General features: G+C 71.9%; 11 protein-coding genes. 10 read left to right on the forward strand and 1 reads right to left on the reverse strand.

Features of this window, described 5'->3' with window-relative positions; genetic code table 11:
• The first annotated feature begins 175 nt into the window (after positions 1-175).
• The 8 genes from OG219_RS03685 to OG219_RS03720 are packed head-to-tail and all read left to right on the forward strand — an operon-like array spanning position 176 to position 9,817.
• Complete coding sequence (locus OG219_RS03685) at positions 176-1,162, forward strand: ABC transporter substrate-binding protein (RefSeq protein WP_266822787.1); 987 nt, start codon at positions 176-178, stop codon at positions 1,160-1,162.
• Entirely contained in the window at positions 1,159-1,950 is a 792-nt protein-coding gene (locus tag OG219_RS03690; protein WP_266822789.1) for a 2,3-dihydro-2,3-dihydroxybenzoate dehydrogenase, read from the forward strand. Before OG219_RS03685 ends, OG219_RS03690 begins: the two co-directional genes overlap by 4 nt.
• A gap of 58 nt (positions 1,951-2,008) precedes the next feature.
• The gene (locus OG219_RS03695) at positions 2,009-3,205 is read left to right on the forward strand and encodes an isochorismate synthase (protein WP_266822791.1); all 1,197 of its coding nucleotides are present in this window, start codon (positions 2,009-2,011) and stop codon (positions 3,203-3,205) included.
• Positions 3,202-4,845 carry a (2,3-dihydroxybenzoyl)adenylate synthase gene (locus OG219_RS03700; protein ID WP_266822793.1) on the forward strand — a complete coding sequence of 548 codons (1,644 nt, stop codon included), beginning with the start codon at positions 3,202-3,204 and terminating at the stop codon, positions 4,843-4,845. The genes OG219_RS03695 and OG219_RS03700 overlap by 4 nt, the downstream gene beginning before the upstream one ends.
• A 16-nt stretch (positions 4,846-4,861) precedes the next feature.
• Positions 4,862-5,494 carry an isochorismatase family protein gene (locus tag OG219_RS03705; RefSeq protein WP_266822795.1) on the forward strand — a complete coding sequence of 211 codons (633 nt, stop codon included), beginning with the start codon at positions 4,862-4,864 and terminating at the stop codon, positions 5,492-5,494.
• Between the two features lie 5 nt (positions 5,495-5,499).
• Positions 5,500-5,730, forward strand: a complete 231-nt coding sequence (locus OG219_RS03710; protein ID WP_266822797.1) for a phosphopantetheine-binding protein — start codon at positions 5,500-5,502, stop codon at positions 5,728-5,730.
• On the forward strand, positions 5,727-9,632 hold the full coding sequence (locus OG219_RS03715; protein WP_266822800.1) for an amino acid adenylation domain-containing protein: 3,906 nt from the start codon (positions 5,727-5,729) through the stop codon (positions 9,630-9,632). Before OG219_RS03710 ends, OG219_RS03715 begins: the two co-directional genes overlap by 4 nt.
• On the forward strand, positions 9,629-9,817 hold the full coding sequence (locus tag OG219_RS03720) for an MbtH family NRPS accessory protein (protein ID WP_266822802.1): 189 nt from the start codon (positions 9,629-9,631) through the stop codon (positions 9,815-9,817). Before OG219_RS03715 ends, OG219_RS03720 begins: the two co-directional genes overlap by 4 nt.
• Positions 9,818-9,852: 35 nt before the next feature.
• Here OG219_RS03720 and fes read toward each other — a convergent pair whose 3' ends face one another.
• Positions 9,853-11,112, reverse strand: coding sequence for an enterochelin esterase (gene fes / locus OG219_RS03725; RefSeq protein WP_266822804.1), 1,260 nt, complete (start codon positions 11,110-11,112; stop codon positions 9,853-9,855).
• 167 nt (positions 11,113-11,279) lie between these two features.
• On the opposite strand from fes, the gene OG219_RS03730 reads away from it, so the two are divergent.
• Both OG219_RS03730 and OG219_RS03735 read left to right on the forward strand, forming a co-directional pair.
• A complete protein-coding gene (locus tag OG219_RS03730) occupies positions 11,280-13,061 on the forward strand; it encodes a hypothetical protein (protein WP_266822806.1) in 1,782 nt (593 codons plus the stop codon).
• Between the two features lie 71 nt (positions 13,062-13,132).
• Positions 13,133-14,185 carry a YncE family protein gene (locus tag OG219_RS03735; protein ID WP_266822808.1) on the forward strand — a complete coding sequence of 351 codons (1,053 nt, stop codon included), beginning with the start codon at positions 13,133-13,135 and terminating at the stop codon, positions 14,183-14,185.
• The last annotated feature ends 121 nt before the right edge of the window (positions 14,186-14,306 follow it).

Consider the following 14,306-nt stretch of genomic DNA (forward strand, 5'->3'; position numbering starts at 1 on the left):
CGTCCAATTTCTCATGAGGTTAGGCTAACCTAAGTTTTGCCGTTCCGAACCCATCGGAACCGACAGCTTCAGCATGCCTGAACGCACATCAACTGCCTTGCTGTGCACGGATGTTGACGTCGGAAGCCCACTTCCGCGACCACCTGCTCTCGAACACCTATGGAGATCCAAGGCCATGGCGCCGAACCCGCTCTTCCCTTCCCGTGGCATCGCCCGCCCCGCCGTTTCGGCCGCTCTTCTCGCCGCCTGCGCGCTGGTCGTGACCGCCTGTGGATCCTCGGAGAAAAGCGCCGGCTCCGATGGCACGAGCGCGGCGAGTACGACCCAGGTGACCGACGCCACCGGCACCGCGGTGAAGGTTCCGGCCGCGCCCGAACGGGTCGTCGCGCTCAGCGAGATGGACCTCGACTCGGCGCTCACCCTCGGCGTCGAGCCGGTGGGCCTGACGGCCGGTCGCGGCCAGAGCGGGGCCCCCGCCTACCTCGCGGACAAGGCCGAGGACATACCCGTGGTCGGCGCCGTGACCGGCCCGGACATCGAGAAGGTCGTCCAGGCCAAGCCGGACGTCATCCTCGCCGGGCAGCTCGCCGACGAACAAGTACTCGCGCAGCTGCGGAAGATCGCCCCCACCGTCGTCACGATCGACAGCACCAAGAGCTGGAAGAAGTCGCTCGAACTCACCGGCAAGGTGCTCGGCAGGACCAACGAGGCCGAGAAATTCCTCACCGAGTACGACGCGAAGGTCGCGGCGCTGAAGACGGACCTCGGCGACCAGGCAGGAGCGAGCGTCTCCGTGACGCGTTACTCGGCCAAGGGCTCGGCCGTCATGCAGCAGGGCGTGTTCATCAGCGACGTCCTCAAGGACCTCGGCTTCGAGCGGCCCGGCATCCAGGCCGAGCAGGGCGAGGGCCACTCGACGCCGATCAGCGAGGAGAACCTCAAGGAGATCGACGGCGACTGGCTGTTCATCGGCACCCTCGACCCCGGTACTTCGGACGCCGAGCTGCTCGCCGCGCTGGCGAAGAAGGCGGCGTACAAGCAGCTGAGCGCCGTACAGGACAAGCACGCGACCGTGATCGACGGTTCCAAGTGGACGAGCCTGGGCGGCGCGGACGCGGCCGTCTCGGTGCTCGACGACATCCGCAAGGCCATGGTCAAGTGAGCGCCGGAACCGGGCTCGCCGGAAAGCTCGCCCTGGTGACCGGGGCGGGCCGGGGCATCGGCGAGGCAGTGGTCGCGGCGCTCGTCGAGCAGGGCGCCCGCGTCCTCGCCACCGACCTGGCCCCCGAGGGTGTCACGGCACTCGCCGACAAGTACGGCGGGCAGGTCACCGCCCGCGCGCTCGACGTCACGGACCCCGGCGCCGTCGAGGCCCTGGTCGCCGAGGCCGAGCGCACCCTCGGACCGCTGGACATCGCGGTCAACGTCGCCGGAATCCTGCGGAGTTCGGACGTCGTGGACCTGACGGACGAGGACTGGGCGGCCACCTTCGCCGTCAACACCAACGGCGTGTTCCACGTCTCGCGTTCCGTCGCCCGCCGGATGGCAGGGCGCGGCCGCGGCAGCATCGTCACCGTCGCATCGAACGCGGCCGGTATCCCCCGCGCCGGCCTGGCCGCCTACGCCGCCTCGAAGGCAGCGGCCGTGATGTTCACCAAATGCCTGGGCCTGGAGGTGGCGTCACGGGGCGTCCGATGCAACACCGTCTCCCCCGGCTCGACCCTCACCGACATGCAGCGCGCGCTGTGGACCGCCTCCACCGACCAGGAGGAAGCGACCCGGCGCGTCATCGAAGGTGACCTCGCGACACACCGCACGGGCATCCCGCTCGGCCGGATCGCCGACCCCGCCGACATCGCCGACGCTGTCGCCTTCCTCGTCTCCGACCGTGCCCGTCACATCACCATGCACGACCTCTACGTCGACGGCGGCGCCACCCTCCGGGCCTGAACCGGCCCCCGCCGCACCGACCACGGTCGTGCCACCTCTCCCCCACTGGAGACACCCCATGTCTGCATCCCTGCACGAAGCCGTCACCCCCACACTGGTGTCCCCCGGCACGGCGACCGCCCTGCTCGACGCCTACCGCCCCGGCACCGACCGGTTCCTCGCCTCTCCCCGGCACACCCTGCTAGGCCGCGGCACCGCCACCGAAATACCCCACGACACACGGCCGTTGGCGCGTCGGGTGCGGGAGGTCCTCGACGCCCGAAGGCGCGCGGGCGCCCCGGCGCCGATCGTCGTGGGCTCACTGCCCTTCGCCCCGGACGCCCCGCCCTCGCTCGCCGTCCCGGAGTCCGTACGGTGGGCGCCGCCGCTGCGCGAGGACCCGCTCATCGCGCTGCCCGTACCCGACACCGACGAGCGAACCGACTGGCAGGTGACGGAAGTTCCGGCCGCCGCACGCTACGGCGACGCGGTCGCCGCCGCCGTCGCGCGGATGCGTGCCGGGGAGTTCGACAAGGTCGTCCTCGCCCGCACCCTGGAGCTCACCTCCCCGCGCGAGCCGGACCTGCCCGCCATGCTGCGCCGACTGGCGCGCCGGGACCCGGCCGGATACACCTTCGCCGTCCCCAGCGGCCCCGGCCGCACACTCATCGGCGCCAGCCCCGAACTCCTCGTCGCCCGCCGGGGCGGACTCCTGACCGCCAACCCGCTGGCCGGCTCCGCGCAGCGCAGCCCCGACCTCGCCGAGGACGTCCGGCGCGCGGCGGCCCTGCTGGAGTCCCCGAAGGACCTGCACGAACACGCCGTCGTCGTCGCAGCCGTACGAGAGGCACTCGCACCGTTCTGCACCCGCCTGGAGGTGCCGGAGCGGCCCACCCTGGTGCGTACGGCGGCCATGTGGCACCTGTCGACGACCGTCACCGGCGAACTCGCCGACCCCGCCGTCTCCGCCCTCGACCTGGCTTCCGCGCTGCACCCCACTCCGGCGGTGTGCGGCACGCCGACCGAGGTGGCCCGCGCCGTCATCGCCGAGCTCGAACCCTTCGACCGCGGTCCCTACACCGGCATGGTCGGCTGGCAGGACGCGGACGGCGACGGCGAGTGGGTCGTGACGATCCGCTGCGCCGAGGCCCAGGGGCGCTCGCTGCGGCTCTTCGCGGGGGCGGGTGTGGTGGCCGCCTCTTCGCCGGAGGCCGAGACCGCGGAGACGGGCGCCAAGTTCCGTACCTTCCTCAGCGCCGTGGGGGCCTCGCTGTGACTCCTCTCGCCACCACCCCCGGTGTCGACGCACCGACCTGGCCGGCCGAGTTCGCCGAGCGTTACCGCAAGGCGGGCTACTGGCGCGGGGAGACCTTCGGCGGCGTGCTGCGCGAGCGCGCCGCCGCCCATCCCGACCGGATCGCCCTCGTCGACCCGGCGCCCGAGCGGCGCACCTGGACCTACCGGGAACTCGACGAGCGCGTCGACCGGCTGGCCGCCGGGTTCGCGGCGCGCGGGATCTCCAAAGGCGACCGGGTCGTCCTGCACCTTCCGAACGTCGGGGAGTTCTTCGAGGTCGTCTTCGCGCTGTTCCGTATCGGCGCGCTCCCGGTGTACGCGCTGCCCGCGCACCGCGAGACAGAGATCGGCTACTTCTGCTCCTTCACCGAGGCGGTCGCCTATGTGATCCCCGACAAGCACGCGGGTTTCGACCACCGTGTGCTGGCCTCACGGGTCAAGGAGCGCACGCCGAGCCTGCGGCACGTCTTCGTCGTCGGCGATCCCGGCGAGCACACGGCGCTCGCCGAGGTGCCGTCCGACCCGTCCGGGACGCTCTCCGGTCCCGAACCCCACGAGCTGGCGTTCCTCCAGCTGTCCGGCGGCACGACGGGTGTACCGAAGCTCATTCCGCGCACCCACGACGACTACCTGTACTCGCTGTGGGGCTCCAACGAGATCTGCGGCGTCGACGCGGACACCCGCTTCCTGGTCGTACTGCCTGCCGCGCACAACTTCCCCATGAGTTCGCCCGGTTGGCTGGGCGTGCTGTACGCCGGGGGCACCTCCGTCCTGTGTCCCGGGCCCGATCCGGCGACCGCCTTCCCCCTCGTCGAGCGGGAGCGGATCACCATGACGGGTCTGGTGCCGCCGCTCGCGCTGGTGTGGACGGAAGCAGGTCCCGAGGCCGAACACGACCTGTCGAGCCTGGAGTTGGTGCTCGTCGGCGGCGCCAAGTACAGCGAGGAGGCGGCACGCCGGCTGTCACCCGCGCTGGGCTGCCGGCTGATGCAGGTCTTCGGGATGGCCGAGGGGCTCGTCAACTACACCCGGCTCGACGACGACGAGGAGACGGTCGTCACCACGCAGGGTCTGCCGATCTCCCCGGACGACGAGATCCGGATCGTCGACGACGCCGGACTCGACGTTCCCGAGGGCGAGTTCGGGCATCTGCTGACGCGCGGCCCGTACACGGTCCGTGGCTACTGGCGGGCTCCCGAGCACAACGCGACGGCCTTCACCGAGGACGGCTTCTACCGCACCGGCGACATCGTGCGCCGTACGGCGAGTGGCCACCTCGTCGTGGAGGGCCGGGCCAAGGACCAGATCAACCGGGGCGGCGAGAAGGTCGCGCCGGAGGAGGTCGAGAACATCATCCTCGCCCATCCGTCCGTGCACGACGTGTCCGTCGTCGCGGTGGCCGACGAGTACCTCGGCGAACGCTCCCTCGCCTACGTGATCCTGCGCGAGGGCGCCGATCCACTGAAACCCGTCGCCATCAAGCGGTTCGTCCGCGAGCGCGGCATCGCCGCCTACAAGGTCCCCGATCTCGTCGAGTTCGTCGACGCCTTCCCGCAGACCGGGATCGGCAAGGTCAGCAAGAAGCAGCTGCGGTCCACCGCCGTCGCCGAGCAGCACTGAAAGGCCCAGATTTCCCATGGCACTTCCGGCCATCGCCCCCTATCCCCTGCCGACCGAGGACGAGCTGCCCGCGAACCGCGTCGCCTGGACCGTGGACCCCGCGCGCGCCGTGCTGCTCGTCCACGACCTGCAGAACCACTTCCTCGGCGCGTTCCCGGCCGGTGAACCGCCCCTGACCGGCATGCTCGACAACACCGCCCGGCTGCTCGACCGCGCCCGGAGCCTCGGCATTCCGGTCGTGTACTCGACGCAGCGGGGCGGGCAGACGCCCCGGCAGCGCGGTCTCCAGCTCGACTTCTGGGGCCCCGGTGTCGCCAACGACCCGCATGCGCTCAGCGTCCCGGACGTGGTCGCGCCGCAGCCCGGCGACCGGATGCTCACCAAGTGGAAGTACAGCGCGTTCGTGCGCACCCGTCTTGAGGAACTGCTCAGCGACGAGGATCGCGACCAGCTGATCGTCGTGGGCGTGTACGCGCACATCGGCGTGCTGATGAGCGCCTGCGACGCGTGGATGCGGGACATCCAGGCGTTCGTCGTCGCCGACGCCGTCGCCGACTTCTCGCGCGAGGACCACGACATGGCGCTGCGCTGGGCCGCGGGGCGCTGCGCGGTCGTGACCACCACCGACGCGATCTTCAAGGAGGTGTGAGCCCCATGACCCTCACCCTGGAGCAGATCCGCAGCGACGTCGCCGACACCCTCGGCGAGTCCCCCGCTGACATCCCCTTCGACGAGAACCTCGTGGACTACGGCCTCGACTCGGTCCGCGTCATGGCGCTGCTGGAGCGCTGGCGCCGCGAGCACGGCGTCGAGGCGGCCTTCGCGGACCTCGCCGAGCAGCCCGCCATCGAGGCCTGGGCGCCACTCCTGGGGGTCGTCTCATGACGGTCCTCATGACGGGCGACACCGGCACCGCGGTCACCGAACTGCCGCTGACGGCGGCCCAGTCGGGCATGTGGTACGCGCAGGCCCTCGATCCGCTCAGCCCCGCACAGAACACCGCGGAGTGCCTGGAGATCGACGGGAGAGTCGACCCGGAACTCTTCGCCGCAGCCCTGCGGCAGGTCGTCGCCGAGGCCGACTCGCTGCGCGTACGCGTCGAGGACACCTCCGACGGCCCGCGCCAGCACATCGCCGCCACGGTCGAACTGCCGCTGACCGTGCGCGACCTGCGGGGTGCGAAGGACGCCGAGGAGCAGGCCGAGGCGTGGATGCGCGCCGACCTCGCCGAACCCTTCGACCTCGCGGCGGGCCCGCTGTTCCGGCACGCTCTGTTCCGCGTCGGCGAACGGCGGTGGCTGTGGTACCAGCGCATCCATCACCTCGTCATGGACGGCTTCGGCTACTCGCTCCTCGTCCGGCGCACCGCGGAGGTGTACTCGGCGCTCGCGCGGGGTGAGAGGCCGGGGCCGCGCACCTTCAGGGCGCTCGCCGACCTCGTCGCCGACGACGCCGAGTACCGCTCCTCGGAGGCCTTCGAGGCCGACCGCGCGCACTGGGCCGAGGCGTTCGCCGACCGCCCTGAGGCACCCCGGCTCGCCGGCCGCGGCGCCCTGCCCTCACGGACGTTCCGCCGCCGTACGACGTACCTGCCGCCGCGCACCACGGAGGGCCTGCGCGAGCTCGCCGCCCGGTGCCGTGCGACCTGGCCGGACGTCCTGATCGCCGCCCAAGCCCTGTACACCTCCCGCGCGACGGCCCAGTCGGACGTCGTGCTCGGCCTGCCGATGATGGGCCGCATGGGCTCGGTCGCGCTCCGCGTGCCGGGCATGGTGATGAACGTACTGCCGCTGCGGCTGACGGTCTCCCCGGACGCGACCTTCGCGGAGCTGGTGCGGCAGGTCGTGCTCGGCATCCGGGAGGTGCGCCGACACCAGCGCTACCGCTACGAGGACATCCGCCGCGACCTGGGGCTGCTGGGTGAGATGCGGGGCCTGGTCGGCCCGCTCGTCAACGTCATGCCCTTCGACTACGGCGTGGACTTCGCGGGTGCGCCGACACGGGCGCGGAACCTGTCGGCCGGCCCGGTCGACGACCTGACGGTCAACATCTACGACCGCACCGACGGCCACGGACTGCGTATCGACCACGACGGCAATCCGGCGCTGTACGAGGACGCCGAACTCGCCGCGCACCAGGAACGGTTCCTGCATCTCCTGGACGGGCTCGCCACCACCGACGCGCAACTGCCGCTCGCCGCCCACGGCATCGCGACTCCGGCCGAACACGCCCTGGTCGTCGAGGAGTTCAACCGCACCGACCGCAAGCTGCCGCCGACCACGCTCATCGGTCCCATCGAGTCGCGCGCCGCGCGGACCCCCGATGCGACGGCTCTGGTGTACGGGGACATCTCCCTGACCTACGCGGAACTCAACGCCCGCGCCAACCGGTTGGCCCGGCACCTGCAGACCCTCGGTGCCCGGCCGGGTGCGGTGGTCGCGGTCTCGGTGCCGCGCTCGGTGGAACTGATCGTCTCCCTCCTCGCCGTGCTGAAGGCGGGCGCCGCGTATCTGCCGCTGGACCCGGACTACCCGGAGCAACGGCTCACCTACATGCTTCAGGACGCGGCGCCGGTGTGCGCCGTCACCGACCGCGCGGGACGCCTTCCGGAGGACACCGGGACCCCGCTCGTCGTCCTGGACGGGCTCGACGTGTCCACGCATTCATGGGTGAACCCGCCGCGAGCGCTCACTCCGGCCGATCCCGCGTACGTCATCTACACCTCCGGTTCCACCGGCCGCCCCAAGGGCGTCGTCGTCCCGCACGCCTCGATCGACAACCGACTGCGCTGGATGCAGCACGCGTACGGACTCGGCGCCGAGGACCGGGTGCTGCAGAAGACGCCGTCCTCGTTCGACGTGTCCGTGTGGGAGTTCTTCTGGCCGCTGCGCCAGGGCGCCACGCTCGTCGTCGCCGAACCCGGCGGTCACAAGGACCCCGTCTATCTGGCCCGGCTGATCCGCGAACAGGCCGTCACCACCTGCCACTTCGTGCCCTCGATGCTCCAGGTCTTCCTGGCGGAGGCCGACGCGGCCGCGTGCGAGGGTCTGCGCCGGGTCTTCTGCAGCGGCGAGGCCCTGCCCCGCGAGACCGCGAACGTCTTCGGGCGCACGCTGCCGGGCGCCCGGCTGCACAATCTGTACGGGCCGACGGAAGCCGCCGTCGACGTCACCTACCACGCCTGCGCCCCGCAGGGCTCGGGCCCGGTGCCGATCGGACGGCCGGTGTGGAACACCCGCCTGTACGTACTCGACGCCGCGCTGCAGCCCTGCCCGCCTGGAATTCCGGGCGAACTGTACTTGGCAGGGGTGCAGTTGGCCGACGGCTATCTGAACCGTGCCGAACTGACGGCGTCCCGGTTCGTGGCCGACCCGTTCGGCCCGTCCGGCAGCCGTATGTACCGCACGGGCGACCTGGCGCGCTGGACGGAGCAGGGCGAGGTCGAGTACCTCGGCCGCACCGACCACCAGGTGAAGTTGCGCGGGCAGCGCATCGAACTCGGCGAGATCGAGGCCGCATTGGCCGCGCAGGACGGGGTGGACGGCGCCTGTGCGCTGGTCCTCGACGACCGGCTCGTCGGTTACGTGACGGGGGGCGCCGACCCCGCGGCCGTACGGGCTGCGCTGGCACGCGAGTTGCCGGAGCACATGGTCCCGGCGGCGGTCGTCGCCCTCGACGCCTTCCCGCTGAGCCCCAACGGCAAGCTGGACCGCCGCGAACTGCCCGCCCCGGTCTTCGCGGGCGGCGAGGGTGCCAGGCGCCCGGCCTCCCCGCGCGAGGAGGCGCTGACGCGGCTGTTCGCGGAGGTGCTCGGGGTCGAACAGGCGGGTCCCGACGACGCGTTCTTCGACCTGGGCGGCACCTCGCTGCTCGCGGTGCGGCTGGTGGCGCGAGTACGGGAGGAGCTCGGCGCCGAGCTGACGATCGGCTCGCTGTTCGAGGCCCCGACGCCGGCCGCGCTGGCCGCCCGCCTCGACTCCGCGGGAACGGCGTCCGCGTCCGGGGACGCGCTGGATGTCGTGCTCCGACTGCGCGCCGAGGGCTGCCGGCCTCCGCTGTTCGCGTTCCATCCGGCCGGCGGCATCTCCTGGTGCTATGCGGGCCTGTCCGCCCGGCTCGGTCCGGGTCAGCCCGTGTACGGCATCCAGGCCAGGGGCCTGGTCCGCGACGAACCCCTGCCCGGCACGCTGCAGGAGGAGGCGGCCGACTACGTCGAGCGGATCCGCGAGGTCCAGCCGAACGGCCCGTACCGCCTCCTCGGCTGGTCCGTCGGCGGGATCCTCGCCCACACGGTCGCCGTGCTGCTCCAGGAGGCCGGGGAGGAGGTCGAACTCCTCGCGCTGCTCGACGCGTTCCCTGCCGAGCAGTGGCGCGAGCGGCCCGCCCCCGAGGAGGGCGACGCGCTCACCGCCGTACTGCGCATGGCGGGCTTCGACCGCACGGACGAACGCACCAAGGACGACGTACTCGCCACGCTGCGCAGGGCGGGCAGCCCGCTCGCCGGACTCGGCGACCACACTCTGTCGAAGATCGTCGACATCGTACCTAACCACGCACGGATGATGCGCGAGCACCAACACCGGGTGTACGAGGGCGACTTGCTGTTCTTCACAGCCGCCGCGCCGCGCGCGGAGGACTGGCTCACCCGCGAGGCCTGGCGCCCGCACGTGACCGGAACCGTCGTCAATCACGACCTGGACTGCACGCACCCGCAGTTGATGCGGGACCGGCACCTCGACGACATCGCCGCGCATCTCGCGGCCCGCTTGAAGGAGCTGGACTCATGACCCTTCAGTCCGGACCGTTCGATCCCGGGGCCGAGGGCCAGGCCACCCACCTGGTGCTGGAGAACGCCCGGGGTCAGTTGTCGCTGTGGCCGGCCTGGCGTGCGGTGCCGCAGGGCTGGAGCGCCCTGTTCGGCCCGGCCCCGCACGAGGTGTGCGCGGGCCGGGTGGAGGCGAGGCGGGGATGACCGGCTCGGTGCACCCCTCCTCCCCGCATCCCGGCTCAGGCTCCGGACAGCAACTCCACCAGTCCGTCGGCCAGTTCCGTGCGCCAGCACAGGTAGTCGTGCCCGCCGTTGAACTCACCGTAGGAGGCGTCGTCGTAACCGGCGGCGGCGAGGCTGTCACGCAGGCGGCGGGCGGCGGGGAGGGCCACCCACTCCTGCTCGCCGAAGGAGAGGCGGAAGCGCACCGGCAGCAGGGGACCGTCGGCGATACGGCCTGTCAGCCACTCCGGCTCCGGGCCTACGGGCCACCAGAACGAGCCCGACTGGACGAGGACGTTGCCGAAGCGGTGCGGGGCCGAGAGTCCGGCATAGGCGGCGGTGAGTCCGCCGAGGCTCTGTCCGGCGATCACGGTGCGGGCGGGGTCCTCCGTGACCGGCAGCCGCCCGGCCGCCCACGGCATCAGCTCGTCCGTGAGGTGGGCGACGAACTCCGGACGGCACGTCAGCTCCGCCCATCGGGTGTCCGCGTCCACCGACTCGGGCAGCACGGCGGCGAGCGGCGGGATACGGCCGTCCGCGATGAGGTTGTCGAGAAGGTGCGCGAGACCGAGGCGCGGCTGCCAGTGCTCTCCGTCGAGCAGAAGCAGGACGGGCAGGTCCACCAACTCCCGGTCCGGCACGGGGGGTTCGTACAGCCAGACCCGCCGGGACCCTCCGAGGTGCGCGCTCTCCACCTTGTACTCGGTGGCCGTGCCGCGGGCGACGTCCGGCCTCGGCGACCAGTCCGCCGAGCCCGGCGCGGCGGGGAGTTCGGCGTACGGAACGGGATCACCGTCCCAACGACGGGGCAGCGTGCGGGAGTTGAAGGGGTCGGCGCGCCGCTGGGTGCGCAGCCAGCGCCAGTACTCGGGGGTGCCCACCTCCGGGCCCTCACCCTCGTCGACGTAGAAGTCGTAGGTGCCGCGCCAGTCGTGGCGCAGGCGGAGCGTCCAGTGCCAGACGTCCGTTCCGGGGACCCGCTCCATCAGGTTGCCCTCGGGGACGCGCGGGTCGCCGAGCTTGTTCGGCAGGACCTGGACGGCACGGGTGGCGGGGGTGCCGCGCCACAGGTACGTCACGGCGACATGGTCGACGCTGCCCCGGGGGTCGGGCGAGACGAGCGGGGTGCCGCGTCGGCGGATCCCGGCCCAGAACTCCTCGACGCCTTCCGGCGCGGGCAGCGGGCAGCCCGGTTCCGGGAGTCGCGGCAGCGCGTCGGGGCGCGGCAGTCGGGGCGGGTGGTGCGGGGCGCCCTCGGGCGGCACGAGCTCGAACATGCGGCTGGACTCCGGATGAAGGGGGAACTGACCTGGCCATTCTTAGGTTAGCCTACCCTAATTTGACCTTTCGTCACCTTTCATCACCTTTTGCGCCGGGCGGTGCCGATATTTCGCACCCGAGTGCCCGCCGCTTCCCTCACTTCAGCGCCCAGGAGCAACCCACCATGACCTCCGAGAGACCCTCCTCCCCCATATCCGTCACCACGCCGTCGGCACGCACCGCCCGGGCCAGGATCGGCCGCGTGGCCGCGCTCACCGCCGGAGCGACTCTCGGTCTCGGCGCACTGGCCGTACCGTTCGTCACCGCGACCTCGGACGGGGTGGACACCACCCCCACGGTGGCGCTCGCGGCCGACGCGGCGGCGCCCGCGGTCACCCTGGGGACCACCTCCGTGAAGCCCGGCGGCGACGTGTCGTTCACGGCCACCGGCTTCCCCGCCGGGGGGACCCTGAGCATCAAGTTCGACGACAAGACGCTGCTCAAGCAGTTCACGATCGGCGAGGACGGCAGTGTCTCGGGGAGCGTGACGGTACCGGCCGACGCGACCGTCGGCGGCGAACACTGGCTGCGCTTCCTGGCGCCGCAGACGAGCATCCGCAGCGAGAACCTGACGGTGACGGGCGACACCACGACGCCGACACCGACGCCTACGCCAACCCCCACGCCGACGCCGACTCCGACGCCCACTTCGACGGCGACCGAGCCCGCGGTGAAGCTCACCAGCAGTGCGAAGGTCGCGGCGGGCGGCAAGGTCTCCTTCACGCTCTCCGGTTTCACCAAGGGGCAGACCGTCACGGTCAAGCTGGACGACAGCGAGATCCTCGGTCAGTGGACGAGCGCCGTGGGCTCCGACGGCACGTTCTCGGGCACGGTCACCATCCCCTCCTCCACCTCGGCGGGGGCGCATTGGCTGCGCGTCCTCGCCCCGAACCCGGCGACGAGCCTGAAGGCCGACATCACGGTCACGTCCTCCGACAGCGGAAGCACGGGCGGCGGCTCGGGTTCGACCGGTGGATCGAGTGGCGGTTCGACCGGCGGCACCGGCTCCAGTGGCGGTTCGGGAACCAGCGGCGGCTCCGGCAGCACGACCGGGACTTCCGCCACGATCACCGCGGGATCCAGTGTCGCCGCCGGCGGCAAGGTCTCCTTCAAGGTGACGGGCTTCCCGGCCGGCGAGCAGCTCACCGTGAAGCTGGACGACAGCGAGATCATCGGGCAGTGGTCCGGAGGCATCGCCGCGGACGGTTCGTTCTCCGGCAGCGTCACCGTCCCAGCGGGCACCACCAAGGGTGCGCACTGGCTGCGTTTCCTCGCCCCCAACCCGGCGACGAGCCTCAAGGCCGGTTTCACCGTGACCTCCGGCTCCGACGCGGCCACGACGGGCGGATCCGACACGAGCGCGAGTGCCTCCGCCACGCCGATTCCCGCCGCTTCGGGTGCCCCGGCCAGCGCCTCCAACTCGGCGGGCGCGAAGGCCGAGATCACCGCCAGCCAGGTGCAGCCCGGCGGCACGCTGCACTTCAAGGTGACGAAGTTCCCCGCCGGGGAGACCGTCACCATCAAGCTCGACGACGACGGCATCCTCGGCCAGTGGCAGGCGGATTCGGCAGGCTCGTACGAGGGTGACCTGGCCATCCCCGCCGACACCACCGCGGGCGCGCACTGGCTGCGCTTCCTCGCCCCCAACCCACCCACCACGCTCAAGGTCGAGTTCACGGTGACCGAGCCGGGCACCACGGCGGCCTCGGGCAGCGGTCAGACCTCGGCCACCGCGGCGCCCGAACCCGTGACGGACGCCGCCGTGGCCGCGTCGGTCGAGAGCTCCGTGTCGGTCGCGACCATCGCCTGGTCGGCGGCTGCCGCCGCACTCGGCGGCGCGGCCGGAGCCGCGGGCACCACGGTGTTCGTCCTGCGTCGCCGACCGCAGCACGCGGCCAGGAGCTGACGCCCCCACAGACCCCCCACACCCATCCACCGCGCCCTTGAGGCGTGTCCCACCAAGGAGATCGACACCGCATGACCTCATTCACCCGCACCATCCGTCGTACCGCCGCGGTCGCCGTGGCCCTCGCCGCGGGCAGCGCGGTCCTGACCGGCACCGCGACCGCCGAGGCCGGCACCGCGACCGGCTCGGCCGTCACCTCCGCACCGCTCGTGAGAGGCCTGTACCAGTCGGCGTACTCCGAGCGGAACGACGCCCTGTGGGTCACCACCGCCGTGGGCCGGCCGCCGGTCACCAACTCCAGCCTGCTGAAGGTCGACCCGGACACCCTGGCCATCGAGGCGACGTACACCCCGCCGGTCACCGACGCGACCACCGGTGCCCTCGAAGCCGTCTACGGTGTCGCCGTCGACGACGAGCACAACACCGTCTGGACGACGAACACCCGCAGCAACACCGTCGCCGTCTACAGCCAGAAGACCGGCGAGCACCTCGCCACGCTGCCGGACGTGGCCCACGCCCGCGAGATCCTCGTCGACGAGCGGCACAACACCGTGTGGGCGAGCGCCTTCGGCTCCGGCACCCTCGTCGCCTACGACAGCAAGACCTTCGTGGAGAAGGAGCGCGTGACGGTCGCGGGCTCCAGCCCGACGGGCCTCGCCGTGAACGAGAAGACCGGGACGGTGTATGCCGCCGACCTGGGCGGCGACCGGATCATCGAGGTGTCCCGCGGCTCCGAGACCCCGCGGTTCATCCCCACGGGTGACGGCCCGATCTCGGTCTCGCTGTCCAAGAGCGGCCGTTTCGCCTACACGGCCGACCAGACCGCGGGCACCGTCTCGGTCGTCAACCTCAAGGACGGGGCTGTCGTCAAGTCCGTGGCCACCGGCGCGGGTGCACTGTCCGTGGCCACCGACGAGCGTTCGGGCAACGTCCTGGTCGCCAACCGTACGGCCGCCAATGTCACGGTGGTCGACCCGCGCGAAGGGGCCGTCGTGGAGACCGTGGCCACCGGCGCCAACCCGAACTACGTCGAGGTCGTCCACGGCACCGCCTACGTGGTGGACAAGTCGGGCTCCGGCCCGGCGGGCGAAGACCTGGTGACCCGCATCAGCCTGGGTCACTGAGACACCGCACGGCCACGGCTCGGCCGGGTGCCCTGCCCATCGCGACCTCGCGATGGGCAGGGCACCCGGACCGGCTCCTCCATCGACGTACCCACGGCCGCGTGTGCGACGGTTGAGGGCA

The sequence above is a fragment of the Streptomyces sp. NBC_00038 genome (genome assembly GCF_026343635.1).
In the GTDB taxonomy this organism is placed as follows: domain Bacteria; phylum Actinomycetota; class Actinomycetes; order Streptomycetales; family Streptomycetaceae; genus Streptomyces.

Coding starts and splice junctions, on each gene's coding strand:
- OG219_RS03705 (WP_266822795.1), top strand. CDS start 4,862: ATGGCACTTCCGGCCATCGCCCCCTATCCCCTGCCGACCGAGGACGAG.
- OG219_RS03685 (WP_266822787.1), top strand. CDS start 176: ATGGCGCCGAACCCGCTCTTCCCTTCCCGTGGCATCGCCCGCCCCGCC.
- OG219_RS03695 (WP_266822791.1), top strand. CDS start 2,009: ATGTCTGCATCCCTGCACGAAGCCGTCACCCCCACACTGGTGTCCCCC.
- OG219_RS03730 (WP_266822806.1), top strand. CDS start 11,280: ATGACCTCCGAGAGACCCTCCTCCCCCATATCCGTCACCACGCCGTCG.
- fes (WP_266822804.1), bottom strand. CDS start 11,112: ATGTTCGAGCTCGTGCCGCCCGAGGGCGCCCCGCACCACCCGCCCCGA.
- OG219_RS03715 (WP_266822800.1), top strand. CDS start 5,727: ATGACGGTCCTCATGACGGGCGACACCGGCACCGCGGTCACCGAACTG.
- OG219_RS03720 (WP_266822802.1), top strand. CDS start 9,629: ATGACCCTTCAGTCCGGACCGTTCGATCCCGGGGCCGAGGGCCAGGCC.
- OG219_RS03710 (WP_266822797.1), top strand. CDS start 5,500: ATGACCCTCACCCTGGAGCAGATCCGCAGCGACGTCGCCGACACCCTC.
- OG219_RS03735 (WP_266822808.1), top strand. CDS start 13,133: ATGACCTCATTCACCCGCACCATCCGTCGTACCGCCGCGGTCGCCGTG.